Origin of the sequence: Paenibacillus hemerocallicola, assembly GCF_006265175.1 — a bacterium.
Taxonomy (GTDB): Bacteria; Bacillota; Bacilli; order Paenibacillales; family NBRC-103111; genus Paenibacillus_AB; species Paenibacillus_AB hemerocallicola.
Genome location: NZ_VDCQ01000064.1, coordinates 42,600 through 63,469 on the forward strand (window position 1 = coordinate 42,600; position 20,870 = coordinate 63,469).

The window sequence follows — 20,870 nt, forward strand, 5'->3', positions numbered from 1 at the left end:
ATGTTGTTGCCAAAACGCGTCAAACACCGCAAAGAGCAACGCGGTAAAATGAAAGGCCGCGCCAAAGGCGGTACGGACATCGCGTTCGGCGAATACGGATTGCAGGCCCTTGAGCCGGCTTGGGTAACCAACCGTCAAATCGAAGCTGCACGTATCGCCATGACCCGTTATATCAAGCGGGGCGGTAAAGTATGGATTAAAATTTTCCCTTCCAAGCCGATCACGCAAAAGCCGCTTGAGGTACGGATGGGTAGCGGTAAAGGTAACGTCGAGAAATGGGTGGCTGTTGTTAAGCCGGGCAAGATTTTGTTTGAACTGGCTGGGGTGAGCGAAGAAATCGCGCGCGAAGCGATGCGCCTAGCTTCCCATAAGCTCCCGATCAAGACGAAATTTGTGAAACGAGAAGAAGTGGGTGGTGAAGCAAATGAAAGCCAGTGAATTTCGCAACCTGACCACTGCTGAAATCGAGCAAAAGATTTCCGGATTCAAGGAAGAGTTGTTCAACCTCCGTTTTCAATTGGCAACGGGCCAACTGGACAATCCGATTCGACTTCGTGAGCTTCGCAAGGAGATTGCCCGCGCGAAGACCGTGATACGGGAAAGAGAACTCGGGATTAGCTAAGAACCTTAGAGAGGAGGGCAATCGATGGAGCAACGCAACGAACGCAAAGTGCAGATCGGTAAAGTCGTAAGCGACAAAATGGACAAAACGATCGTTGTCGCCGTTGAAACTTACAAGAAGCACAGCTTGTACCATAAACGTATTAAATATACGAAGAAGTTCAAGGCGCACGACGAAAACAATGAAGCCAAAATCGGCGATACGGTCAAAATCATGGAGACTCGCCCGCTGTCGAAAGACAAACGGTTCAGACTCGTGGAAATCGTCGAAAAAGCGATTCTTGTATAATTCGGACGACACACACACATTTGAAAGGAGGGCAATCCGATGATCCAACCATTTACACGACTGACTTCCGCCGACAATTCCGGCGCCAAGCAACTGATGTGTATCCGTGTTCTTGGCGGCACAGGCCGTCGCGTAGGTCACATTGGTGATTTGATCATTTGCTCTGTGAAAGAAGCAACACCAGGCGGCGTTGTCAAGAAAGGCGACGTAGTCAAAGCGGTTATCGTGCGTACGAAGCGCTCTACCCGTCGTAAGGACGGTTCCTATATCCGGTTCGACGAAAATGCTGCGGTAATTGTAAAAGACGACAAGAGCCCGCGCGGAACCCGTATTTTTGGTCCAGTCGCACGCGAGCTGCGCGATAAAGATTTTATGAAAATCGTATCTCTGGCACCGGAAGTTATATAAGCTTCAGGCCAGCGAAACTGTATGGACATGTGCTCCCGAACAGTGCCTGGACTAAAGTGCGGAGCTGCACTCCCTTCCGGGGGCGAGTATTGGAGGTGTAACGAAGATGCCGAAAGCGAAAAAACTGCTTGAGTCCCACAACCACAAGCTTCATGTAAAAAAAGACGACACGGTAATCGTCATTACCGGCAAAGATAAAGGCAAAAAAGGTCGCGTCATCGCCGCATATCCGCGTGAAAACCGCGTTCTCATCGAAGGTGTGAACATGGTGAAGAAGCACCAAAAGCCGAACCAGCAAAACCCGCAAGGCGGAATTCTCAATCAGGAAGCGCCGATTCACGTGTCCAACGTGATGCTGCTCGACCCGAAAAGCGGACAACCGACTCGCGTAGGTTACAAAGTGCTGGATAACGGCGATAAAGTGCGCGTAGCGAAAAAATCGGGCGAAGTGATCGACTAATTTATTCGGCTTAGAAAGGAGGTCCATCCTTAATGGCAACCAGAATGAAAGATCGTTTCTTGAACGAAGTGACTCCTGCGCTGATGCAGAAGTTTAACTATACGACGGTTATGCAAGTTCCGAAAGTCGAGAAAGTCGTCATCAACATGGGTGTAGGCGACGCGGTGGGGAACTCCAAAATCATCGATACGGCTGTGAACGATATGCAAATTATCGCCGGTCAAAAACCGGTAGTAACTCGCGCCAAAAAATCGATCGCAGGCTTCAAAGTTCGCGAAAATATGCCGATCGGCGTTAAAGTTACGCTGCGCGGCGACCGGATGTATTATTTCCTCGACAAGCTGTTCAACATCGCGATGCCTCGCGTGCGCGACTTCCGCGGCGTTTCGAACAAAGCTTTCGACGGACGCGGCAACTATACGCTCGGTATCAAGGAACAACTGATCTTCCCTGAGATCGAGTATGACAAAGTAGATAAAGTTCGCGGTATGGACATCGTTATCGTCACAACCGCCAAGACGGACGAAGAGTCCCGTGAGCTGTTGGAACAACTCGGAATGCCGTTCGTGAAATAAGATCGGAAATCTGGTAGAGTTCGGAGGTGTAACAGTGGCAAAAACTTCGATGATCATCAAGCAGCAGCGCAAACCGAAATTTGCGGTTCAAGCCTATACGCGCTGCGAGCGCTGCGGTCGGCCGCATTCCGTACTGCGCAAGTTCAAAATTTGCCGTATCTGTTTCCGTGAATTGGCTTATAAAGGTCAAATTCCTGGCGTGAAAAAAGCAAGCTGGTAATCAAACCGTCTTTCGGAAGGAGGTTCGCAACTAATGGTTATGTCAGATCCAATTGCAGATATGCTTACACGCATCCGCAATGCCAACATCGTGCGTCATGAAACGGTGGAAGTTCCCGCTTCGAAAATCAAAAGAGAAATTGCTGAGATTTTGAAGAAAGAGGGCTTTATCCGCGACGCTGAATATATCGAAGACAGCAAGCAAGGGATTATCCGTATGTTCCTGAAATACGGCCCAAATCAAGAACGCGTTATCACCGGCCTGAAACGCATCAGCAAACCGGGCCTGCGCGTTTACGCGAAAAGCCAGGAAGTGCCGAAGGTTCTCGGCGGTCTCGGACTCGCCATCCTGTCCACTTCCAAAGGCGTTATGAGCGACAAAGACGCCCGCCAGTCGAAATCCGGCGGCGAAGTGATTTGCTACGTATGGTAATCCACATCGCGTAAGAATGGAGGTGCAACAATGTCTCGTATTGGTCGTAAACCCATTACGATCCCGTCAGGGGTAAATGTTTCGTTAGATAATACGCTCATTACGGTTAAAGGTCCGAAAGGGACGCTGAGCCGCGAGCTGCATAAAGATATGAAAATCGTTGTGGAAGGTACCGCTATTAACGTAGAACGTCCTTCCGACAATAAACTGCACCGCTCCCTTCACGGTACGACCCGCAGCGTGATCAACAACATGGTTAGCGGCGTAACGGAAGGCTTCTCGAAATCTTTGGATCTCGTAGGTGTCGGTTACCGCGCCAACAAGGCGGGCAACAAGCTGGTATTGAACGTCGGGTACTCTCACCCGGTTGAAATCGTACCGGAAAACGGAATCGAATTCGATGTTCCGTCCAACACGAAAATTATCGTGAAGGGCATCGATAAAGAGCTTGTCGGAGCAACGGCTGCGAAAGTCCGTTCCGTACGCGAGCCGGAGCCTTATAAAGGCAAAGGAATCAAGTACGAAGGCGAGCGCATTCTCCGCAAGGAAGGCAAAGCGGGCAAGAAAAAGTAAGGTTCGCCTTACGGCCGCATGATCCGATAAGGGTCGCTTAAACGACTAAGAAGCCGCAGAGCGCTTCTTGGCATAAGGGAAGGAGTGAACACCCGATGATTACAAAAGGCGATAAAAACAAAGCCCGTCAGAAAAGACATCTGCGCGTACGCAAGAAGATCGAAGGCACGCAGGCTCGTCCGCGTTTGAATATTTTCCGTTCCTCCAAGCATATGTACGCTCAACTCATCGACGATGTGAATGGCGTAACGATCGCAGCCGCATCGACGCAAGATAAGGAATTGAAAGGCCAGTTCGAGAACGGCGGCAACACCGAAGCAGCTCAAAAAGTCGGCGCACTCGTCGCACAGCGTGCAAAAGAAAAAGGCATCAATCAAGTGGTCTTCGACCGCGGCGGATACTTGTACCACGGACGCGTTCAAGCGCTGGCGGATGCAGCCCGCGAAGCAGGACTCGAGTTCTAAACGAAATCTTTAACAAGGAGGTAAGCGACTTGCGTGTAGATCCCAATACATTGGACCTTAAAGAAAAGTTGGTCAACCTGAACCGCGTAGCGAAGGTTGTTAAAGGCGGACGCCGTTTCAGCTTTAGCGCACTTGTCGTCGTCGGCGACGGCAACGGTTGGGTAGGCGCCGGAATCGGCAAAGCGGGAGAAGTACCGGATGCGATCCGCAAAGGTATCGAAGACGCTAAGAAAAACCTGATTCACGTTCCGATCGTAGGCACTACGATTCCGCATCAGGTCATCGGTCATTTCGGTGCCGGCCGCGTACTGTTGAAGCCTGCATCGAAAGGTACGGGAGTAATTGCTGGTGGTCCGGTTCGCGCCGTTTTGGAACTGGCCGGCATCGGCGACATTTTGACGAAATCGCTCGGATCTTCCAACTCCATCAACATGGTTAATGCGACATTGGAAGGTTTGCAACGTTTGAAGCGGGCTGAAGATGTAGCTAAGCTTCGCGGTAAAACGGTTGAAGAGCTTCTCGGTTAAGGAGGGATTCGGATGTCCAAGCAATTGCAAATTACGCTTAAGCGCAGTTTGATCGGCCGCCCGGAAAGCCAACGTGTAACCGTCAGAACGCTCGGTTTGCGGAAGCTGAATTCGACAGTCGTTCATAACGACGTGCCGTCGATCCGTGGCATGATCAACCAAGTAAGCCACTTGCTCGAAGTTAAAGAAGTGTAAGAAAAGCCTATCACTACGAACGTTCAAGTTCGTTTTAACAATCTTGTTGAGGAGGTGCACCGATGAAGTTACACGAACTTTCACCTGCACCGGGTTCGAAGAAAACTCGCAACCGTGTAGGTCGCGGGATCGGAAGCGGAAACGGCAAAACTTCAGGTAAAGGTCACAAAGGTCAAAACGCACGCTCCGGCGGCGGCGTTCGCCCGGGCTTCGAAGGCGGACAGAACCCTCTGTATCGTCGTTTGCCGAAGCGCGGTTTCAACAATCGCTTCCGTACGGAATACGCGATTGTGAACCTGAGCGATTTGAATCAATTTTCCGCGGGAACGGAAGTCACACCGGAACTGCTATTGCAAACGGGTGTTGTGAAAAACCCGAAAGACGGCATTAAGATTTTGGGTAACGGCGAGCTTGCTGTCCAGCTGACAGTTAAAGCGAATAAGTTCTCTCAATCTGCCGTCGAAAAGATTCAAGCTGCCGGCGGTAAAACCGAGGTGATTTGATGTTCAAGACGTTGTCCAACATCATGAAGGTGCAAGATCTGAGAAGAAGAATCATATTTACTCTTCTCCTCCTGATCGTGTACCGAATCGGCGCTTTTATTCCAGTGCCGAACATCGATTCGGAAATACTGAAAAGCATCGATCAATCGAGCAGCGGGGGCGTATTCGGCTTGCTGAATACTTTCTCCGGCGGCGCCTTGTTCCAGTTCTCGATATTCGCACTCGGGATTATGCCGTACATCACGTCCTCCATCATCGTGCAGCTTCTGTCGATGGACGTCGTACCCCGGTTTGCGCAGTGGGCGAAAGAAGGCGATGTCGGCAGAAAGAAACTGGCTCAAATTACCCGGTATGGCACTATCGTGCTCGGCCTGATCCAGGCTTACAGCGTAGCGTTCGGCTTTAACCGGCTGTACGGCATGCAGTTGGTTACGGATGCCGGGTTCACGACTTATCTGCTGATCGCAATCGTGTTGACGGCAGGTACGGCCTTCCTGATGTGGCTCGGCGAGCAAATTACCGAACATGGCATCGGAAACGGGATTTCCATCATCATCTTCGCCGGTATTATCGCCTCGATTCCGAACGGCATCAACATGATCTATTTGAACATGTTCGCCGAATCGGCCGAGGGAGCTTTGTTCCTGAACATTTTGAAAGTCCTGATCATCCTGCTGGTCGTTGTGGCCATCGTGGTCGGAGTTATCTATGTTCAGCAAGGCGTACGCAAAATTCCGGTTCAATATGCGAAGCGCGTAGTCGGACGTAAAATGTACGGCGGTCAATCGACGCATATCCCGCTCAAAGTCAATGCGGCGGGCGTCATACCGGTAATCTTCGCTTCGTCTCTGCTCGTCTTTCCTCCGACGATCGCGCAATTTTGGCGCGGCAACGTCGTAGCGGACTGGATTATCAACAACTTGTCGTACACCGCTGCATTAGGTATGGTACTGTACGTGCTGTTGATTATCGGTTTCACGTACTTCTACACGTTCGTGCAAATCAATCCGGTACAAATGGCCGATCAGATGAAGAAAAACGGGGGTTACATCCCGGGAATTCGTCCAGGCAAAACAACCGCGACTTACTTGACGCGCGTCATGACCCGCATCACGCTGTCCGGCGCGATTTTCCTGGCGCTTATTTCGATTTTGCCGGTGTTCTTCACCAACCTGGCGGGACTTCCGCAGCAAGTAACGATCGGCGGCACTTCGCTGCTAATCGTGGTCGGTGTTGCGCTGGAAACGATGAAGCAGATTGAAAGTCAATTGATTAAACGCCACTACAAAGGGTTTATCAATAAATAACGCATGTAGGATGTTTTCTTTAACGGAAACTTCCAGGGAGGGTGCGTACTTTGAACATTCTTTTCATGGGTCCTCCGGGAGCCGGCAAAGGAACTCAAGCCGAACGAATCGTAGACGAGTTTCGCGTTCCGCATATTTCTACGGGCGACGCGTTTCGTCTCGCGATGAGTCAGGGGACTCCGCTAGGCGTTCAGGCCAAGAGCTTTGTCGATCAAGGCTTGCTGGTACCGGACGAGATTACGAACGGAATCGTCAGAGAGCGTCTGGAGAAATCGGATTGCGACAACGGATTCCTGTTAGACGGATTCCCGAGAACGATCGCGCAGGCAGAAGCGCTTGACGATATGTTGGCTTCAATGGGGAAACGGATCGATCACGTCATCAATTTGAAGGTCGATCGCGATTTGCTGCTCGGACGTTTGACCGGCCGGCGCATTTGCAAATCGTGCGGCTCTACCTATCACGTGCTGTTCAATCCTCCTAAGGTCGAGGGTGTATGCGACAAATGCTCCGGCGAATTGTACCAGCGTTCGGACGACACCGAGGAGAAGGTAGGCACGCGGTTGGATGAGTACAACAATAAAACCGCTCCTTTGCTCGAGTATTACGGAAACAAAGATTTGCTGCGCGAAGTGGACGGTCAACAAGACATCGATGAGGTAACGGCTGGAATTTCTTCCTTGCTGCGAGGTCAAGCCTGATGATCATTTGTAAGTCCGAAGCTGAACTTGTCCTTATGCGGCAAGCCGGCCGGATCGTCGCGGAGACGCACCGGTTGATGGCCAAAGCGGTTCAGCCTGGCATTACAACCAAGGAATTGGATCAAATCGCGGAAACATATATTCGCAGCCAGGGGGCTACTCCATCTTTCAAAGGCTATAACGGTTTTCCTGCCAGCATCTGTGCTTCGGTTAACGAGCAACTGGTTCACGGATTTCCCGGCGACAGAAAGCTGAAGGAAGGCGACATCATTACGATCGATATCGGAGCGCAGTACAAAGGATACCATGGCGATTCGGCGTGGACTTATCCGGTGGGCCACATTTCCGAAACGGCCCGCAGGCTGCTTGAAGTTACGGAGCGTTCGCTGTATGCGGGATTAGCAAAGGCGAAAGCGGATGTCCGCCTGTATACCATCTCGCATGCCATTCAGACATGCGCAGAGGAAGAAGGCTTTTCGATCGTGCGCGAGTATGAGGGGCACGGAATTGGTCAAAACTTGCATGAGGAACCGGAAATTCCCAACTACGGCATGCCGGATCGGGGGCCGCGCTTGAAAGCGGGCATGGTGCTTGCGATCGAACCGATGGTAAACGTCGGCGAACGGTATGTTAGGACGTTGGAGGACAATTGGACGGTCGTCACCGCCGATGGTTCGTTATGTGCGCATTTCGAGCATACGATCGCCATTACCCCCGACGGATACGAGATCTTGACCAAATCCGAAGGAATGGGTGAACGTTGATGGATGGAACCGGGGTACACGCGACTCAGCCGGAAATCGGCAGAATCGTCAAGGTGCTTCGCGGCCGTGAACAGGAAGGTTACGCGGTAATCGTCCGGATCATCGATGCTCGGTTCGTATGGATTGCCGACGGAGACAAGCGCAAGTTTGATCAACCAAAAAAGAAAAACCTGCTTCATCTGGAGCTGCTTGAGTTCGTGAGCGGCGAGGTAGCCGACAGCATTATGGAGACGGGGCGTGTAACCAATGGAAAGCTGCGTTACGCGTTGAACAAGTTTTTGGAAAGCGGGCAATCCGAAGCGCATGAGAAAGGAGAATGACCGTGGCCAAAGAAGATGTGATTGAGGTAGAAGGCAAAGTAATCGAACCTCTCCCGAACGCGATGTTCAAGGTGGAGCTCGAAAACGGACATCAAGTGCTGGCCCACGTTTCGGGCAAAATCCGGATGCATTTCATCCGCATTTTACCGGGGGATAAAGTTACTGTAGAGTTATCGCCATATGATTTGAGCAGAGGCCGGATCACGTATCGGTTTAAATAAAAAGATTGTTGTTCACGAAGCAGCTTTCTTCCAGAAAGCTCTCAGGAGGTAATAATAATGAAGGTAAGACCGTCGGTCAAACCGATCTGCGAAAAATGCAAAGTTATTCGTCGCAAAGGCGCCGTCATGGTCATTTGCGAAAATCCGAAGCATAAGCAAAAACAAGGATAAAAGGAGGTGCACGAACACTAATGGCTCGTATAGCTGGAGTAGACTTGCCCCGTGACAAACGCGTGGAAATCGCGCTGACGTATATTTTCGGGATCGGCAAAACGACGTCCCAAAAAATCATTGCCCAAACCGGCATCAATCCGAACACCCGCGTTCGCGACCTGACGGAGGACGAAGTAAGCAAAATCCGTGAGAACATCGACAAATCGCAAAAGGTGGAAGGCGACCTTCGCCGTGAGATTGCCCTGAACATCAAGAGGCTCGTTGAAATTGGCTGCTATCGCGGTATTCGTCATCGTCGCGGCTTGCCGGTTCGCGGTCAACGCACCAAAACAAACGCTCGTACGCGTAAAGGACCACGTCGTACCGTAGCGAATAAGAAGAAATAATAAGGGGGGATAACTCTCATGGCAAAGCCTAAAAAAGCAGTAGCACGCACAAAACGTCGTGACCGTAAAAATATTGAATCCGGAGTGGCTCATATCCGCTCGACGTTTAACAATACGATCGTAACGATTACCGATCCTCACGGCAATGCGATTTCTTGGGCAAGCGCAGGAAACCTGGGCTTCAAAGGTTCGCGTAAAAGCACTCCGTTCGCCGCTCAAATGGCTGCCGAATCCGCAGCGAAAGCAGCTATGGAACATGGTATGAGAAGCGTTGAAGTTATGGTTAAAGGACCGGGCGCTGGCCGCGAAGCCGCGATCCGTTCGCTTCAGGCTGCAGGCCTCGAAGTCAACCTGATCAAAGACGTTACTCCGGTTCCGCATAATGGCTGCCGTCCGCCGAAACGTCGTCGTGTCTAATTGTGGTTCCTATAGTATAAATATCAGAAACATGTGAATAATGGTTGTGGACGATAGGCATACTATACTATTTTGCGCATGCAGGGAATCCGGAGGGAAACGACGTTTTTAAGGAGGGTTAAGTTCATGATCGAAATTGAAAAGCCAAAAATCGAAACCGTTGAACTGAGCGAAGACGGCAAATACGGCAAGTTCGTGATCGAACCGCTGGAGCGCGGATACGGCACAACGCTCGGGAACTCCTTGCGCCGCATCCTGCTTTCTTCGTTGCCGGGCGCGGCTGTCAATTCCGTTCAAATCGACGGTGTGCTGCACGAGTTTTCGACAGTGCCGGGCGTGAAGGAGGATGTAACGGAGGTTATCCTGAACTTAAAGGGATTGTCTTTGAAAATACATTCCGACGAGGAAAAGGTACTGGAAATCGATGCCGAAGGCGAAGGCAATGTCGTTGCAGGCGATATCCGCGCGGACAGCGATGTGGAAATCCTTAATCCGGATTTGCATATTGCGACTCTCGCTGCGGATGCGAGACTGCATATGCGCATTCACGCCGGTCGCGGCAGAGGCTATGTGCCTGCCGATCGCAACAAGAGAGAGGATCAGCCGATTGGAGTAATCCCGGTAGACTCGATCTATACGCCGATCTCCCGCGTCAATTACAGTGTCGAAAACACCCGTGTCGGTCAAGTCACGAACTACGACAAACTTACCCTCGAAGTGTGGACCGATGGAAGCATTCGACCGGAAGAAGCCGTCAGCCTCGGTGCTAAAATTTTGACCGAGCATTTGCTGCTGTTTGTCGGACTGACCGACGAAGCAAAAGATGCGGAAATTATGGTTGAAAAAGAAGAAGACAAGAAAGAAAAAGTGTTGGAGATGACCATCGAAGAGTTGGATCTTTCGGTGCGTTCCTACAACTGCTTGAAACGTGCGGGTATTAATACCGTACAAGAGCTGATCACGAAAACCGAAGAGGATATGATGAAGGTCCGCAATTTGGGCCGCAAATCTTTGGAGGAAGTTCAAGAGAAGCTGGAAGAGCTCGGTCTCGGCTTGCGCGCGGAAGATTAATCCGTTAATCTTCTATTGCGGTGCAGCCGTTCTTGGTTCAACCGACGATTACAGAAGGAGGGGAAAGACAGATGGCATACCAAAAATTAGGTCGTGACACGAGCGCCCGTAAAGCGTTGTTCCGGGATCTGGTAACTGACCTGTTCTTATACGAACGAATCCAAACTACCGAAGCCAAAGCAAAAGAAGTTCGTTCCATTGCGGAAAGGCTGATTACGCTGGCCAAGCGCGGCGATCTGCATGCGCGCCGTCAAGCAGCTGCCTTCGTACGTCGCGAACAGCTGGAAGGTCAGGATAACGACGCGATCCAGAAGCTATTCTCTGAACTCGCGACTCGCTATTCGGAGCGTCCAGGCGGATACACCCGTATCCTGAAGCTCGGGCCTCGCCGCGGCGATGCAGCTCCTATGGTTTTCTTGGAATTGGTGGATCGAGCTTAATCGACCGGATGAAAGGGTGGACAGAATCGATGATTCTGATGAAGCCCTTTTTTTGTCTCGGCAAGGTGAAGGTGGCTAGTCAAGCGGCTGTTCCCCAACTATCGCTCCGAAGGGAAGATTGCCTGAAGCGTTATGAGGAATTTGATCATGACCGTAAGCTACGATGGGACCAACTATTTCGGTTTTCAAGCCCAACCGGGCGGGAATACGATTCAAGACCGGATCGAGAAAGCTATCTGGCATCTTACGGGAGAGAACATCACCATCACCTCGTCGGGGCGAACCGATGCGGGGGTCCATGCAAGAGCGCAAATTTTCAACTTTCACACCGCGTCCTCCATTCCGCTCGAGCGGTGGGCATTCGCGCTTAATTCGCGTCTGCCTCCGGACATTCGCATTCTGGAGGCGCGTATGGCGGATCCGGAATTCCACGCGCGCAGATGGGCAAAGAGGAAGACGTACCGGTACACGATCGACAACAATCGCACCCCGGATGTGTTTCAACGACATTTGCAGTACCATCATCCGACCCCGCTCGACGTGGAAGCGATGCGCCATGCGCTCCAGACGTTGATTGGCGAACATGATTTCACGTCGTTCTGCTCCGTGGGATCTACCAAGCTTTCACATGTGCGAACGATATTCGATGCCGTAATCGAAAGGCATTCGAATACAGAGTTTGCGGCATCTCCCGGACTTATTCATATTACTGTCACCGGCAGCGGTTTTCTGCAACATATGGTTCGCATCATCGTCGGCACGCTGCTGCAGGTTGGGGAAGGCAAACGGAATGCAGCGGATATGGAAGCCGTTCTGAAAGCCAAGGATCGTTCACGCGCGGGACCGACGGCGATGTCTCACGGTTTGATGCTGTGGGAAGTCGTATATTGAAGACGCATGAAGGGGTAGCGGAAAAGAAACTTGCGCTACGCCCGGAAATGTTGTAATATATTATTTGGCTTTCATAACGGGCCTCCCACGCCCCACGTTATGAAAGAAAGACGATTTGACCTAACGTAACCTATGAATATGTATGCTTTGACGGAGATTTATTTAGGAGGACATTGCGAATGCGTACCACATATATGGCTAAGCCCAATGAAGTTGAAAAGAAATGGTACATTATCGATGCAGCCGGCCAAACTCTTGGACGCATGGCCAGCGAAGCGGCGTCGATTCTGCGTGGCAAAACGAAACCGGAGTACACTCCGCATATCGACACAGGCGATTTCGTTATCATTATCAACGCTGACAAAGTCGTGTTGACCGGTAAAAAATTGCTGCAAAAAAAATATTACCGCCATTCGCAATACCAAGGCGGTTTGAAAACGACTACGGCTCAAGAAATGCTGAACAACAAACCGGATCGTATGGTAGAACTGGCCGTTTTCGGCATGCTGCCGAAAAACCGTTTGGGCGACAGCTTGAAAACGAAGCTGAAAGTGTACGCCGGCTCGGAGCACCCGCATCAAGCACAACAACCTGAAGTATGGCAACTTCGCGGATAATTAGAGGGAGGACCTGTTCATGGCACAAGTTCAATACTATGGAACCGGCCGTCGGAAACACTCGGTAGCTCGTGTACGTCTCGTACCGGGCGAAGGCCAAATCGTGATCAATAATCGTCCGTTGGATGAATACTTCGGACTGGAAACGTTGAAGCTGATCGTTAAACAACCGTTGACATTGACGGAAACGGGAAGCCGTTATGACGTTATCGTTATCGCTAACGGCGGCGGCACGACCGGCCAAGCCGGAGCAATCCGTCACGGCATCTCCCGTGCGCTCTTGAAAGCAGATCCGGAATATCGCGGTTCGTTGAAACGCGCCGGGTTCCTGACGCGCGATCCGCGCATGAAGGAACGTAAAAAGTACGGCTTGAAAGCAGCTCGTCGTGCGCCTCAGTTCTCCAAACGTTAATTGGGTTCGACAGAACAAAAACCTTTTCCCTTCGGGCGAAAAGGTTTTTTCTTTTTTTCACCAATATGTGGGGCCGCCATATGATAAAGATGTGCCTAATTTTTTATACCGGTTCATCACGATTACTATTGACACCCCATCAATTAACCTTATAATGAGTATATACCTTAATTCATATAAATTAACTCGGAAATAGCCAAGGAGGATCATACGTATGAACTTGCTTGAAAAGGAAGCTCTTATCCGTGATGCGGCGGAAACATTGGAGTTGGAATCTCCCGAGCACATCCTGAAATGGGCGATCGAAAGATTCCCGAATATTACGTTTGCCTGCAGCTTCGGTGCGGAGGACGTAGTACTGGTCGATATGCTGCAGAAAATATCGCCTTCCACGGACATCTTTTACTTAGATACGGATCTTCATTTCAAAGAAACATACGAAACACGCGACCGTATGGAAGCGCACTATGGCATGAAATTCGTTCGGGTAAGCCCGAAGCTTACGCTAGAGCAGCAAGCCGAACAACACGGGGAAGAGCTATGGAAATCGGAGCCGACCTCCTGCTGCAATATTCGCAAGGTTGAGCCGTTGACGAGAATTTTAGGCAAATACGAGGCTTGGATTACCGGAATCCGGAGAGATCAAGCTCCGACGCGGGCCAATGCGAAGAAAATCGAATACGATGTCAAATTCGGTCTTGTTAAATTCAACCCGATCGCCAACTGGACGTCCGATGACGTTTGGAATTATATACGGGAGCACAATCTGATCTACAATCCGCTTCACGATCAGTACTACCCAAGCATCGGCTGCGAGAAATGCACCCGCCAAGTGTTGCCTGGCGAAGATCCGCGTGCCGGCCGCTGGTCCGGATTCGAGAAAACGGAGTGCGGTTTGCACAAATAAGATCTTAGGAGGATCTCACATGTCCGAAACGATAAAACCTCACGGCGGCACTTTGATCAATCGGATCGTATCCGGAGAGAAGCGAGACAAGCTGCTGCAAGAAGCGGAACAGCTTCAACAAATCCCGGTGAACGCCTGGACGATTTCCGATCTGGATCTGATCGGAATCGGTGCCTTTTCGCCATTAAACGGTTTTTTGGAGGAAAAAGACTATAAATCGGTTATTGACCGGATGCGTTTGTCTGACGGTACGGTATGGAGCATACCGATCGTACTGCCGGTGGATGATTCATTATTCGAACGGTTGGCTGTAGGGGAGCAGGTTGCGCTTGTCGGCGAAGAAGACAAAATCGTATATGGCGTTCTTGACGTGCGCAGCATCTATAAGGTGGATCAACGGGACGAAGCGGTGAAAGTGTTCAAGACGGACGATCCGGAGCATCCAGGCGTCCAGAAGCTGTTTGCCAGACCGAAAACCTACGTGGGCGGTCCGATTCAGGTGCTCAATCGTCCGAAGCCGAATAAATTTCAAGAGTTTTACTTCGATCCGGCGGACACGCGCAAACGGTTCGTTCAGAACGGCTGGAAAACGGTAGTCGGCTTTCAAACCCGCAATCCGGTTCATCGCGCTCATGAATATATCCAGAAAACGGCGATGGAAATCGTAGATGGACTGTTCCTCAATCCGCTCGTAGGCGAGACAAAGTCTGACGATATTTCCGCCGATGTCCGGATGAGAAGCTACCTGGTTCTGATGGAGCATTATTATCCGAAGCAGCGAACGTTCTTAGGCGTTTTTCCGGCCGCAATGCGTTACGCTGGCCCACGGGAAGCCATTTTCCACGCTATGGTACGTAAAAACTACGGTTGTACGCATTTTATCGTAGGACGGGATCATGCGGGCGTAGGAGACTATTACGGCACGTATGAGGCCCAAGACATTTTCAAAAACTTCACGGCCGATGAGCTGGGTATCACGCCGTTGTTTTTCGAGCATAGCTTCTTCTGCACGAAGTGCGGCAATATGGGAACGAGCAAGACGTGCCCGCACGACAAGTCGCACCATATGCATTTGTCCGGTACGAAAGTACGCGCCATGCTAAGAGAAGGCATTTGTCCTCCGGCCGAGTTTACGCGTCCGGAAGTGGCTCAGGTGCTGATCGAAGGAATGTCCGACCAACTTGTCCCTTCGTCCAATCCTTAGGTATATTTGTCCACTCTCGTCCATAAGATTTCTATGAGAAGTCTTGTGGAACTGGGGTGGTTTTTTTATGCGGAAAAGAAGAGCGCGTATCGTCGTCTGGCTCAACATGAACGGCATCTTGAAAATCGTCATGTCGGCGGCGCTGGTCATGCTCATGATTTTCTTGTTCACCTACGAACTGCCCTCGACCCGTACTTGGACTTATTGGACGATGCCGTTATCCGGCAAAGTAATTGCCATTGACGCGGGACACGGAGGACCGGACGGCGGAGCGGTCAGTAAGGACGGGTTGGTCGAGAAAGAAGTGAATCTCGCGATATCGCTCTATTTACGGGATTATTTGCAGCAGGCGGGTGCACTGGTCGTCATGACCCGAGAGAATGACCGGGATTTGGCGAGCGAGGCCACTAAAGGCTACAGCAAACGGAAAACCGAAGACTTGCTCAACCGCGTGGATCTGATTCAACAAAATAAAGCAGGCATGTCGATTAGCATCCACCTGAACAGCATCCCTTCAAGCAAATGGAAGGGGGCACAAACGTTTTATTATCCGACCAATCCCGAAGGGAAGAAGCTGGCCGAATCGATCCAAAGCGAAATCCGTACGAATTTGAACAATACCGACCGGGTGCCGAAAACCGAGGATACGTTTTACTTGTTGAAAACATTGCCTATTCCTGCGGTATTGGTGGAAGTCGGATTTCTTTCCAATCCGGAAGAAGCGAGGCTGATGGCGGACGCCAGCTATCAGAAGAAGGTGGCGGAATCGATTTATCGGGGGGTTGTTCGCTACGCCGCGGGCCAATAAGGATTGGCATATTTCTTCCCGCAACCTGACATGTGCTATAATAATTGCAGCATTTCATAACGTAGTAACGGGAGGCTGCCCACATGACTCGGGAACAAGTACTGGAGAAGCTGCGTCATTTGCCGGATCCGGTATATCGCATAAGCATGGTCGAACTGAATTTGATTAAAGACGTTATGGTGAAGGAATCCGGCGTAGCGATGAGTGTAGTCCTTTCTTCCGACGAGGAAGGGCGCAGAGAAGAGTTGAGCAAGCAAATCAAGGACGCGCTGAGCCAGGAAGGCATCGCCGATGTACATATCCGTTTCCGCGCCATGTCCGACTTTGAGCGCAACGAAATATCGAAGCGACATAAAGCGGAGCCTGCTCCGGCGGCCGAAAAGCCGACTCCTACCAATCTCCTGGGCGCGGAATCCAAAACTACTTTCATAGCCGTGGCAAGCGGCAAGGGCGGCGTCGGGAAGTCTACAGTGGCCGTAAATTTGGCCGCGGCTCTCGCGAGAAAAGGCAAGAAGGTCGGGATTATCGATGCGGACATTTACGGCTTCAGCGTTCCGGACATGATGGGGATCGAGGAACGGCCGGAATTGGTCGATCAATTGATTCGGCCAGTGGAGCGATTCGGTGTAAAAATCATCTCGATGGGCTTCTTCGTTCAGGATAATGCCCCGGTTATCTGGCGCGGGCCGATGCTCGGCAAAATGCTGAAAAACTTTTTCACCGAGGTCGAATGGGGTGAAATCGACTATATGGTGCTCGACCTTCCCCCAGGAACGGGCGATGTGGCGTTGGATGTGCACCAAATGATTCCGCAGAGCAAAGAAATTATCGTCACGACGCCGCATGCGACGGCGGCATTCGTAGCGGCGCGCGCAGGCGCCATGGCCGTTCATACGAATCATGAAATTATCGGCGTTGTCGAGAATATGGCGTATTATTCCTGCGGTCAATGCGGACACAAAGATTACGTGTTCGGCCGCGGAGGAGGGGCGAAGCTGGCAGACGAGCTTCATACGCAGCTGCTTGCCCAAATTCCGCTTGGAGCGCCCGACAACCATCCGGCCGAACCGGATTACTCGCCATCGGTCTACAAGGCGGATAGCGAGGCCGGGGGCATGTATTTGGAAGTAGCGGATGCGGTTATTCGCCGATGCGAGACGTAATAAAAGCATATTTGCATAAACGACAGGAAGGGACCGGCCATGAGCCGGTCCCTTAGCGTTATCGTACTCCTCTATGAAGATTGTCCTTCTCCGCCGCCGTCTTGTTTTTGCTCCGATTTCTTCTCGCCTTGCTTCTTGCCTTTGCCTTGGCCGCTTTTCGGCTGAGCTTCTTCCTCCATAACTTTCTTGAGCAAAGTCATGAGCTCCAAACGATACAGCGGGCTTTGTAAAGCTTCCTGCATAATGGTCATGACCTGCTGCCGGTATTGGGCGCTTTTCATGTTGTCGATCATCAACTTCTCATAATCCGGGTTTTTCATCAGGTCGAGCATTTGCTTCTGGTATTCGGGATCCTTCATCAAATCCTTCTGGAGCTGTTTGTTTTCCTTCTGAAGCGCCTTGGCGAAGTCGCCCGCGAACTTTGGATCGGTCATCATCGCCTTGAGCATTTTGTCGCTGCCGTCGGCCGTCAGAACATCTTTAACGACCAATTGAAGCTGTTGGGCGTCCTCGGTGGACAACATTTGTATTTTACCGCCGCCGCTTTTCGCGGATTGGGCTTGAAGCATACCCGTTGCCGTTTCATCGCCCGTTTTGGCCGCGTCTTTAATGGCTTTTTTGCCGTCATCCGATTTTAAAATATCGAGAACCATCGATTTTGTATCTTTATAGCCCGAAGAGCTGCTTCCTTCGGAAGAACCTCCGCTGCCGCAAGCAATCAATAATGGCAACAGCAGAAATGCGGATAATCCGCGCACCTTTTTCCAGATCATGGAACCTGTTGCTCCCTTCATGTGGTTTGCGCTTAGTATTTGTTGATTTCGCGTCTTTATGTTCGGAGAACTTTGGCTTTGCCGATTCGCTTTTTGTTGTACGTGTTGGTACAATTGACTATAATAGGGTGCAGATTGCCTGTATCGGAGTAGGCGTTGCGGAGGGATTGGAACTTGACTTTAAAAAAATGGAATTATTTGTTTTGGACGACCTTGTTGATTGGAACCGTGGCGGGTATGATTACAAGCATCATCATCAAGCTGACCGTTCCCGATTTTAATTTCCTCGGCATATCCGTCGGCTGGTATGAATGGATATTTATGCTGTTCGGCGCGAGCATGATCGCGGTGCTAAGCGAGATGGGCTTTTTCGCCTATTTGACCGTTCGGTTCGTTGCCATGAGTCTATTCCGCGGCAAGCTGCTGTACTGGGACATCTTGCAGGTCGTAGTCATTATTGTTGCCTTGTTCGATATCGTTTATTTGCGTTATACGGGCGCGGCCGACAGCGGTAACGGTTGGGTGCAGTATATTGTGCTGCCGGTCGGCATTTTACTCGTATCGGTAGCGGTTGCGCGGTGGAAAGTCAAGGAAACGAATCGGAATGCCCTCATTCCCACGTTGTTTTTTATGTGCGTAGTCACGATCATGGAAGCTATACCTGCCTTCAACCTGAACCAAGCCTCCTATACGATCATCATGGTAGTCCCTTTGCTTGCCTGCAATGCATGGCAAATCCTCCTGCTGCATCGCCTGCTGCCGACGAATAACAGCCCCAAGAAAACGTCCGAAGCTTAATGCTTCGACACGATCCCGGGGCTGTGCGCTTGACCGAAGAGCTACTTGTTAGCTCTTTTTTCTTGCCAACTTGGTTAATGCACTTTGCCGCTTGACAACCGTTCCGCTTCTTTATGTTCAACGCTCGTTTGCTGCAGAAGCTCTCCGACGGAGACGAATTCGTATCCTTTTGCGCGCAATTGGTCGATAATAGTCGGAAGCGCCTCGTGCGTCTGGGTGCAGGTGTCGCTTGCGTGCATCAGGACGATATCGCCGGAGTGGGCTTTCGTGACGACGCGGTTAATAATATTGTCGACGCCTTTATTCATCCAGTCGAGCGAATCCGTATCCCATTGGATTACCTTATAGTTCAATTCGTTTGCGATACGGAGAACCCTTTTGTCGAAATCGCCATTCGGCATACGGATCAAATTCGGATTTTGGCCGGTGACCTGCTGTAAAATGCCGTGGGCGGTTTGGATCTGCGTGCGAATCTCCTCGTCGTTCAGCTTGCTGTAATTGACATGCTTGTGGCCGTGGCTGCCGATTTCCCAGCCGCCCTTGACGATTTTTTGGACAATCTCGGGATGCTGCTGGCTCCAAGGGGAGGATAAGAAGAAGGTCGCTTTCTTCACTCCCTTGTCCTCCAATATTTTGAGGATCGGCTCGGCGCGTTTATCTCCCCAGCTAATATCGAACGTTAGGGCGATCACTTTCCTGTCCGTCTCCACGCTGTAAACGGCCGACGGCTCGCCTTGCGAAAAAACGGTGATGTTGTCGCTTTCGGAATAAACGATACCGATTGCGAATAAGACGGCAATGAATACAATCAAATAACGTTTCAGCTTCGTGCCGTTCATGACATAGAAAAAGTTCACGGTAAATCGATGCCTCCTTTGGTTCCTTTCACGGCCATCGGGGTCGTGCGCGAAAGGCTTGTTTATATTTATAATAAAAATGTATGCTCGTACCGGATTGTTATGCTTGGAATCGCGGACAAACTATTTTAGGATGCGGAGGAAACACGATGACTTTGAAGGCGCTGTTTGCCCATTTTAAGGAAATGAACAATTACTTCATTGCCGCTGCGCTTGTATTTGCCGCAGGAGTAGTGCTTGGATTCGGCTATTCCGATCGCTTCGAAGCCGTTTTGCAAAGCCAAATCGAAGGCTTGCGCGAATTGGCGCGTTCTATCCAAGCCAAAGATCATTCGATGCTGTGGCTGTTCGGCTTTATTTTTCTGAACAACGCTTTGAAATCGATACTGATTATTTTTGCGGGAATGTTCTTCGGTCTGCTGCCGATCGGTTTCTTGCTCATCAATGGGATGGTAATCGGATATTTGGCCGAGCTGCAGGCGGAAGCGGGGCTCATGGGTTTATTCTTGAAAGGAATTTTGCCGCATGGGATTATCGAAATACCGGCAATCATACTGGCATGCGCTTACGGTATCAAATTCGGAACGATTATGGGCAAAGGGCTGCTGCGGTTACTCAGCTCCCGGGGGAGATCCGTATTCGCCGCCGACTTGGAGCGTTTTATCAAACTGACGGTACCGTTGGTAGGACTGCTCGTCGTTTCGCTCCTCGTGGCGGCCATCATCGAGAGCACGATTACGCCTTGGCTCATTCAAATGTAAATAAAATTATGGTATTTTTCGGCATGCCGGTCATAAAATTCCCAAATTGTGAGCATAACAGTAAAGCGGTGAACATCACCTTGCGAAAACGAAGCTACCGACTTTACCTAACAGGGGGCGCATTGCTTTACTATGCTCGGATTTCTATTTAATCAAAGAGAATGCAAGGAATTGGGGTACGTGCTGCGCAAAGAACTGGACGAAATGCTGTTCGACCTGAAGGACAACCGCCTGGACGGCGACGTGAAGAAAGCCATCGAGTCGCGATATAAGATCGTATTCCGTATGTATGCCAGACTCGCATCCTCCAAAGATTTGTCGCGGTATGCGCGAAATCATAATTATCAGTAAAACAGCACCAGTACCGTTGTATGAGGTGGCCAATAAACAGTCCGTAATTCAATTGAACGCTGTTATCGACATGAAAATGGTTTATCGATAAAAAAGATCGATGGTATGCTTGACTTTTGCAAAGCAGATATGATAAATTATGTTTCGCACCATCGATCTACAGCTTGGCGGACAAGCATTTGAACAAGGTTTCAAAAAAATGCTTGCATTAGCACAGGTGGTTGTGATATATTAAAGAGGTCGCCGCAAAACGGCGAAAA

At 50.6% G+C, this 20,870-nt stretch carries 35 protein-coding genes; 33 read left to right on the plus strand and 2 right to left on the minus strand.

Going from position 1 to position 20,870, the window contains the following annotated elements; genetic code table 11:
* From rplP to FE784_RS32170, 30 genes are all read left to right on the plus strand, one after another.
* Positions 1-438 (plus strand): 50S ribosomal protein L16, encoded by a 438-nt coding sequence (gene rplP / locus FE784_RS32025; protein ID WP_139606333.1) that lies wholly within the window; start codon positions 1-3, stop codon positions 436-438.
* A complete protein-coding gene (gene rpmC, locus FE784_RS32030) occupies positions 425-622 on the plus strand; it encodes a 50S ribosomal protein L29 (protein WP_139606334.1) in 198 nt (65 codons plus the stop codon). Before rplP ends, rpmC begins: the two co-directional genes overlap by 14 nt.
* A 24-nt stretch (positions 623-646) precedes the next feature.
* Positions 647-910: a 30S ribosomal protein S17 gene (gene rpsQ, locus FE784_RS32035; RefSeq protein WP_139606335.1), complete on the plus strand. Its 264-nt coding sequence runs from the start codon at positions 647-649 to the stop codon at positions 908-910.
* A gap of 39 nt (positions 911-949) precedes the next feature.
* On the plus strand, positions 950-1,318 hold the full coding sequence (gene rplN, locus FE784_RS32040) for a 50S ribosomal protein L14 (RefSeq protein WP_139606336.1): 369 nt from the start codon (positions 950-952) through the stop codon (positions 1,316-1,318).
* A gap of 106 nt (positions 1,319-1,424) precedes the next feature.
* Complete coding sequence (gene rplX, locus FE784_RS32045; RefSeq protein ID WP_139606337.1) at positions 1,425-1,778, plus strand: 50S ribosomal protein L24; 354 nt, start codon at positions 1,425-1,427, stop codon at positions 1,776-1,778.
* A gap of 32 nt (positions 1,779-1,810) precedes the next feature.
* Positions 1,811-2,353 carry a 50S ribosomal protein L5 gene (rplE, locus tag FE784_RS32050; protein WP_139606338.1) on the plus strand — a complete coding sequence of 181 codons (543 nt, stop codon included), beginning with the start codon at positions 1,811-1,813 and terminating at the stop codon, positions 2,351-2,353.
* Between the two features lie 34 nt (positions 2,354-2,387).
* Entirely contained in the window at positions 2,388-2,573 is a 186-nt protein-coding gene (locus FE784_RS32055) for a type Z 30S ribosomal protein S14 (RefSeq protein ID WP_138883731.1), read from the plus strand.
* Between the two features lie 33 nt (positions 2,574-2,606).
* A complete protein-coding gene (gene rpsH / locus FE784_RS32060; RefSeq protein ID WP_139606339.1) occupies positions 2,607-3,005 on the plus strand; it encodes a 30S ribosomal protein S8 in 399 nt (132 codons plus the stop codon).
* A 30-nt stretch (positions 3,006-3,035) separates the two neighbouring features.
* On the plus strand, positions 3,036-3,578 hold the full coding sequence (gene rplF / locus FE784_RS32065) for a 50S ribosomal protein L6 (protein WP_139606340.1): 543 nt from the start codon (positions 3,036-3,038) through the stop codon (positions 3,576-3,578).
* 95 nt (positions 3,579-3,673) lie between these two features.
* A complete protein-coding gene (rplR, locus tag FE784_RS32070) occupies positions 3,674-4,042 on the plus strand; it encodes a 50S ribosomal protein L18 (RefSeq protein ID WP_139606341.1) in 369 nt (122 codons plus the stop codon).
* A 29-nt stretch (positions 4,043-4,071) separates the two neighbouring features.
* Positions 4,072-4,569, plus strand: coding sequence for a 30S ribosomal protein S5 (gene rpsE, locus FE784_RS32075; RefSeq protein WP_138883727.1), 498 nt, complete (start codon positions 4,072-4,074; stop codon positions 4,567-4,569).
* 12 nt (positions 4,570-4,581) lie between these two features.
* Positions 4,582-4,764, plus strand: a complete 183-nt coding sequence (gene rpmD / locus FE784_RS32080) for a 50S ribosomal protein L30 (protein ID WP_139606342.1) — start codon at positions 4,582-4,584, stop codon at positions 4,762-4,764.
* 62 nt (positions 4,765-4,826) lie between these two features.
* A complete protein-coding gene (gene rplO / locus FE784_RS32085; protein ID WP_139606343.1) occupies positions 4,827-5,267 on the plus strand; it encodes a 50S ribosomal protein L15 in 441 nt (146 codons plus the stop codon).
* Positions 5,267-6,574 carry a preprotein translocase subunit SecY gene (gene secY, locus FE784_RS32090; RefSeq protein ID WP_139606344.1) on the plus strand — a complete coding sequence of 436 codons (1,308 nt, stop codon included), beginning with the start codon at positions 5,267-5,269 and terminating at the stop codon, positions 6,572-6,574. Before rplO ends, secY begins: the two co-directional genes overlap by 1 nt.
* A 50-nt stretch (positions 6,575-6,624) precedes the next feature.
* The gene (locus tag FE784_RS32095) at positions 6,625-7,275 is read left to right on the plus strand and encodes an adenylate kinase (protein WP_139606345.1); all 651 of its coding nucleotides are present in this window, start codon (positions 6,625-6,627) and stop codon (positions 7,273-7,275) included.
* A complete protein-coding gene (gene map, locus FE784_RS32100) occupies positions 7,275-8,039 on the plus strand; it encodes a type I methionyl aminopeptidase (RefSeq protein ID WP_139606346.1) in 765 nt (254 codons plus the stop codon). The genes FE784_RS32095 and map overlap by 1 nt, the downstream gene beginning before the upstream one ends.
* Positions 8,039-8,359, plus strand: coding sequence for a KOW domain-containing RNA-binding protein (locus FE784_RS32105; protein ID WP_139606347.1), 321 nt, complete (start codon positions 8,039-8,041; stop codon positions 8,357-8,359). The genes map and FE784_RS32105 overlap by 1 nt, the downstream gene beginning before the upstream one ends.
* 2 nt (positions 8,360-8,361) lie before the next feature.
* A complete protein-coding gene (infA, locus tag FE784_RS32110; protein WP_110843848.1) occupies positions 8,362-8,580 on the plus strand; it encodes a translation initiation factor IF-1 in 219 nt (72 codons plus the stop codon).
* 57 nt (positions 8,581-8,637) lie between these two features.
* Entirely contained in the window at positions 8,638-8,751 is a 114-nt protein-coding gene (gene rpmJ / locus FE784_RS32115; protein WP_022738894.1) for a 50S ribosomal protein L36, read from the plus strand.
* A 20-nt stretch (positions 8,752-8,771) separates the two neighbouring features.
* Positions 8,772-9,140 carry a 30S ribosomal protein S13 gene (rpsM, locus tag FE784_RS32120; protein ID WP_139606348.1) on the plus strand — a complete coding sequence of 123 codons (369 nt, stop codon included), beginning with the start codon at positions 8,772-8,774 and terminating at the stop codon, positions 9,138-9,140.
* A gap of 18 nt (positions 9,141-9,158) precedes the next feature.
* A complete protein-coding gene (rpsK, locus tag FE784_RS32125; RefSeq protein ID WP_139606349.1) occupies positions 9,159-9,557 on the plus strand; it encodes a 30S ribosomal protein S11 in 399 nt (132 codons plus the stop codon).
* A 126-nt stretch (positions 9,558-9,683) separates the two neighbouring features.
* Positions 9,684-10,628: a DNA-directed RNA polymerase subunit alpha gene (locus FE784_RS32130; RefSeq protein WP_139606350.1), complete on the plus strand. Its 945-nt coding sequence runs from the start codon at positions 9,684-9,686 to the stop codon at positions 10,626-10,628.
* 71 nt (positions 10,629-10,699) lie between these two features.
* A complete protein-coding gene (rplQ, locus tag FE784_RS32135; RefSeq protein WP_139606351.1) occupies positions 10,700-11,068 on the plus strand; it encodes a 50S ribosomal protein L17 in 369 nt (122 codons plus the stop codon).
* Between the two features lie 132 nt (positions 11,069-11,200).
* A complete protein-coding gene (gene truA, locus FE784_RS32140; protein WP_139606352.1) occupies positions 11,201-11,959 on the plus strand; it encodes a tRNA pseudouridine(38-40) synthase TruA in 759 nt (252 codons plus the stop codon).
* Positions 11,960-12,138: 179 nt separating this feature from the next.
* The gene (gene rplM / locus FE784_RS32145; protein WP_139606353.1) at positions 12,139-12,576 is read left to right on the plus strand and encodes a 50S ribosomal protein L13; all 438 of its coding nucleotides are present in this window, start codon (positions 12,139-12,141) and stop codon (positions 12,574-12,576) included.
* 19 nt (positions 12,577-12,595) lie between these two features.
* Positions 12,596-12,988: a 30S ribosomal protein S9 gene (gene rpsI / locus FE784_RS32150; protein ID WP_138883714.1), complete on the plus strand. Its 393-nt coding sequence runs from the start codon at positions 12,596-12,598 to the stop codon at positions 12,986-12,988.
* Positions 12,989-13,202: 214 nt separating this feature from the next.
* Positions 13,203-13,895, plus strand: a complete 693-nt coding sequence (locus FE784_RS32155; RefSeq protein ID WP_139606354.1) for a phosphoadenylyl-sulfate reductase — start codon at positions 13,203-13,205, stop codon at positions 13,893-13,895.
* A 19-nt stretch (positions 13,896-13,914) separates the two neighbouring features.
* On the plus strand, positions 13,915-15,099 hold the full coding sequence (gene sat, locus FE784_RS32160; protein ID WP_139606355.1) for a sulfate adenylyltransferase: 1,185 nt from the start codon (positions 13,915-13,917) through the stop codon (positions 15,097-15,099).
* Positions 15,100-15,166: 67 nt separating this feature from the next.
* The gene (cwlD, locus tag FE784_RS32165) at positions 15,167-15,907 is read left to right on the plus strand and encodes an N-acetylmuramoyl-L-alanine amidase CwlD (RefSeq protein WP_139606356.1); all 741 of its coding nucleotides are present in this window, start codon (positions 15,167-15,169) and stop codon (positions 15,905-15,907) included.
* Positions 15,908-15,990: 83 nt separating this feature from the next.
* Positions 15,991-17,070: an Mrp/NBP35 family ATP-binding protein gene (locus FE784_RS32170; RefSeq protein WP_139606357.1), complete on the plus strand. Its 1,080-nt coding sequence runs from the start codon at positions 15,991-15,993 to the stop codon at positions 17,068-17,070.
* 71 nt (positions 17,071-17,141) lie between these two features.
* Here FE784_RS32170 and gerD read toward each other — a convergent pair whose 3' ends face one another.
* Positions 17,142-17,843, minus strand: a complete 702-nt coding sequence (gerD, locus tag FE784_RS32175; RefSeq protein ID WP_139606358.1) for a spore germination lipoprotein GerD — start codon at positions 17,841-17,843, stop codon at positions 17,142-17,144.
* Between the two features lie 174 nt (positions 17,844-18,017).
* Here gerD and FE784_RS32180 point away from each other — a divergent pair, with 174 nt between their 5' ends.
* Positions 18,018-18,641: a KinB-signaling pathway activation protein gene (locus tag FE784_RS32180; RefSeq protein WP_139606359.1), complete on the plus strand. Its 624-nt coding sequence runs from the start codon at positions 18,018-18,020 to the stop codon at positions 18,639-18,641.
* 74 nt (positions 18,642-18,715) lie between these two features.
* Here the strand turns inward: FE784_RS32180 and pdaB are convergent, their stop codons facing one another.
* Positions 18,716-19,498: a polysaccharide deacetylase family sporulation protein PdaB gene (gene pdaB, locus FE784_RS32185; protein WP_139606360.1), complete on the minus strand. Its 783-nt coding sequence runs from the start codon at positions 19,496-19,498 to the stop codon at positions 18,716-18,718.
* 149 nt (positions 19,499-19,647) lie between these two features.
* Between pdaB and FE784_RS32190 the strand changes: the two genes are divergently transcribed.
* Both FE784_RS32190 and FE784_RS32195 read left to right on the plus strand, forming a co-directional pair.
* Positions 19,648-20,259: a stage II sporulation protein M gene (locus tag FE784_RS32190; RefSeq protein WP_139606361.1), complete on the plus strand. Its 612-nt coding sequence runs from the start codon at positions 19,648-19,650 to the stop codon at positions 20,257-20,259.
* A 132-nt stretch (positions 20,260-20,391) separates the two neighbouring features.
* Positions 20,392-20,610 (plus strand): hypothetical protein, encoded by a 219-nt coding sequence (locus tag FE784_RS32195; RefSeq protein WP_139606362.1) that lies wholly within the window; start codon positions 20,392-20,394, stop codon positions 20,608-20,610.
* Positions 20,611-20,870: the final 260 nt, after the last annotated feature.

What these genes read in the sequence shown, in the direction of transcription:
- rplP (WP_139606333.1), top strand. Translation starts at nt 1, where the DNA reads ATGTTGTTGCCAAAACGCGTCAAACACCGCAAAGAGCAACGCGGTAAA.
- rpmC (WP_139606334.1), top strand. Translation starts at nt 425, where the DNA reads ATGAAAGCCAGTGAATTTCGCAACCTGACCACTGCTGAAATCGAGCAA.
- rpsQ (WP_139606335.1), top strand. Translation starts at nt 647, where the DNA reads ATGGAGCAACGCAACGAACGCAAAGTGCAGATCGGTAAAGTCGTAAGC.
- rplN (WP_139606336.1), top strand. Translation starts at nt 950, where the DNA reads ATGATCCAACCATTTACACGACTGACTTCCGCCGACAATTCCGGCGCC.
- rplX (WP_139606337.1), top strand. Translation starts at nt 1,425, where the DNA reads ATGCCGAAAGCGAAAAAACTGCTTGAGTCCCACAACCACAAGCTTCAT.
- rplE (WP_139606338.1), top strand. Translation starts at nt 1,811, where the DNA reads ATGGCAACCAGAATGAAAGATCGTTTCTTGAACGAAGTGACTCCTGCG.
- rpsH (WP_139606339.1), top strand. Translation starts at nt 2,607, where the DNA reads ATGGTTATGTCAGATCCAATTGCAGATATGCTTACACGCATCCGCAAT.
- rplF (WP_139606340.1), top strand. Translation starts at nt 3,036, where the DNA reads ATGTCTCGTATTGGTCGTAAACCCATTACGATCCCGTCAGGGGTAAAT.
- rplR (WP_139606341.1), top strand. Translation starts at nt 3,674, where the DNA reads ATGATTACAAAAGGCGATAAAAACAAAGCCCGTCAGAAAAGACATCTG.
- rpmD (WP_139606342.1), top strand. Translation starts at nt 4,582, where the DNA reads ATGTCCAAGCAATTGCAAATTACGCTTAAGCGCAGTTTGATCGGCCGC.
- rplO (WP_139606343.1), top strand. Translation starts at nt 4,827, where the DNA reads ATGAAGTTACACGAACTTTCACCTGCACCGGGTTCGAAGAAAACTCGC.
- secY (WP_139606344.1), top strand. Translation starts at nt 5,267, where the DNA reads ATGTTCAAGACGTTGTCCAACATCATGAAGGTGCAAGATCTGAGAAGA.
- map (WP_139606346.1), top strand. Translation starts at nt 7,275, where the DNA reads ATGATCATTTGTAAGTCCGAAGCTGAACTTGTCCTTATGCGGCAAGCC.
- FE784_RS32105 (WP_139606347.1), top strand. Translation starts at nt 8,039, where the DNA reads ATGGATGGAACCGGGGTACACGCGACTCAGCCGGAAATCGGCAGAATC.
- rpmJ (WP_022738894.1), top strand. Translation starts at nt 8,638, where the DNA reads ATGAAGGTAAGACCGTCGGTCAAACCGATCTGCGAAAAATGCAAAGTT.
- rpsM (WP_139606348.1), top strand. Translation starts at nt 8,772, where the DNA reads ATGGCTCGTATAGCTGGAGTAGACTTGCCCCGTGACAAACGCGTGGAA.
- rpsK (WP_139606349.1), top strand. Translation starts at nt 9,159, where the DNA reads ATGGCAAAGCCTAAAAAAGCAGTAGCACGCACAAAACGTCGTGACCGT.
- FE784_RS32130 (WP_139606350.1), top strand. Translation starts at nt 9,684, where the DNA reads ATGATCGAAATTGAAAAGCCAAAAATCGAAACCGTTGAACTGAGCGAA.
- rplQ (WP_139606351.1), top strand. Translation starts at nt 10,700, where the DNA reads ATGGCATACCAAAAATTAGGTCGTGACACGAGCGCCCGTAAAGCGTTG.
- truA (WP_139606352.1), top strand. Translation starts at nt 11,201, where the DNA reads ATGAGGAATTTGATCATGACCGTAAGCTACGATGGGACCAACTATTTC.
- rplM (WP_139606353.1), top strand. Translation starts at nt 12,139, where the DNA reads ATGCGTACCACATATATGGCTAAGCCCAATGAAGTTGAAAAGAAATGG.
- rpsI (WP_138883714.1), top strand. Translation starts at nt 12,596, where the DNA reads ATGGCACAAGTTCAATACTATGGAACCGGCCGTCGGAAACACTCGGTA.
- FE784_RS32155 (WP_139606354.1), top strand. Translation starts at nt 13,203, where the DNA reads ATGAACTTGCTTGAAAAGGAAGCTCTTATCCGTGATGCGGCGGAAACA.
- sat (WP_139606355.1), top strand. Translation starts at nt 13,915, where the DNA reads ATGTCCGAAACGATAAAACCTCACGGCGGCACTTTGATCAATCGGATC.
- cwlD (WP_139606356.1), top strand. Translation starts at nt 15,167, where the DNA reads ATGCGGAAAAGAAGAGCGCGTATCGTCGTCTGGCTCAACATGAACGGC.
- FE784_RS32170 (WP_139606357.1), top strand. Translation starts at nt 15,991, where the DNA reads ATGACTCGGGAACAAGTACTGGAGAAGCTGCGTCATTTGCCGGATCCG.
- gerD (WP_139606358.1), bottom strand. Translation starts at nt 17,843, where the DNA reads ATGATCTGGAAAAAGGTGCGCGGATTATCCGCATTTCTGCTGTTGCCA.
- FE784_RS32190 (WP_139606361.1), top strand. Translation starts at nt 19,648, where the DNA reads ATGACTTTGAAGGCGCTGTTTGCCCATTTTAAGGAAATGAACAATTAC.
- FE784_RS32195 (WP_139606362.1), top strand. Translation starts at nt 20,392, where the DNA reads ATGCTCGGATTTCTATTTAATCAAAGAGAATGCAAGGAATTGGGGTAC.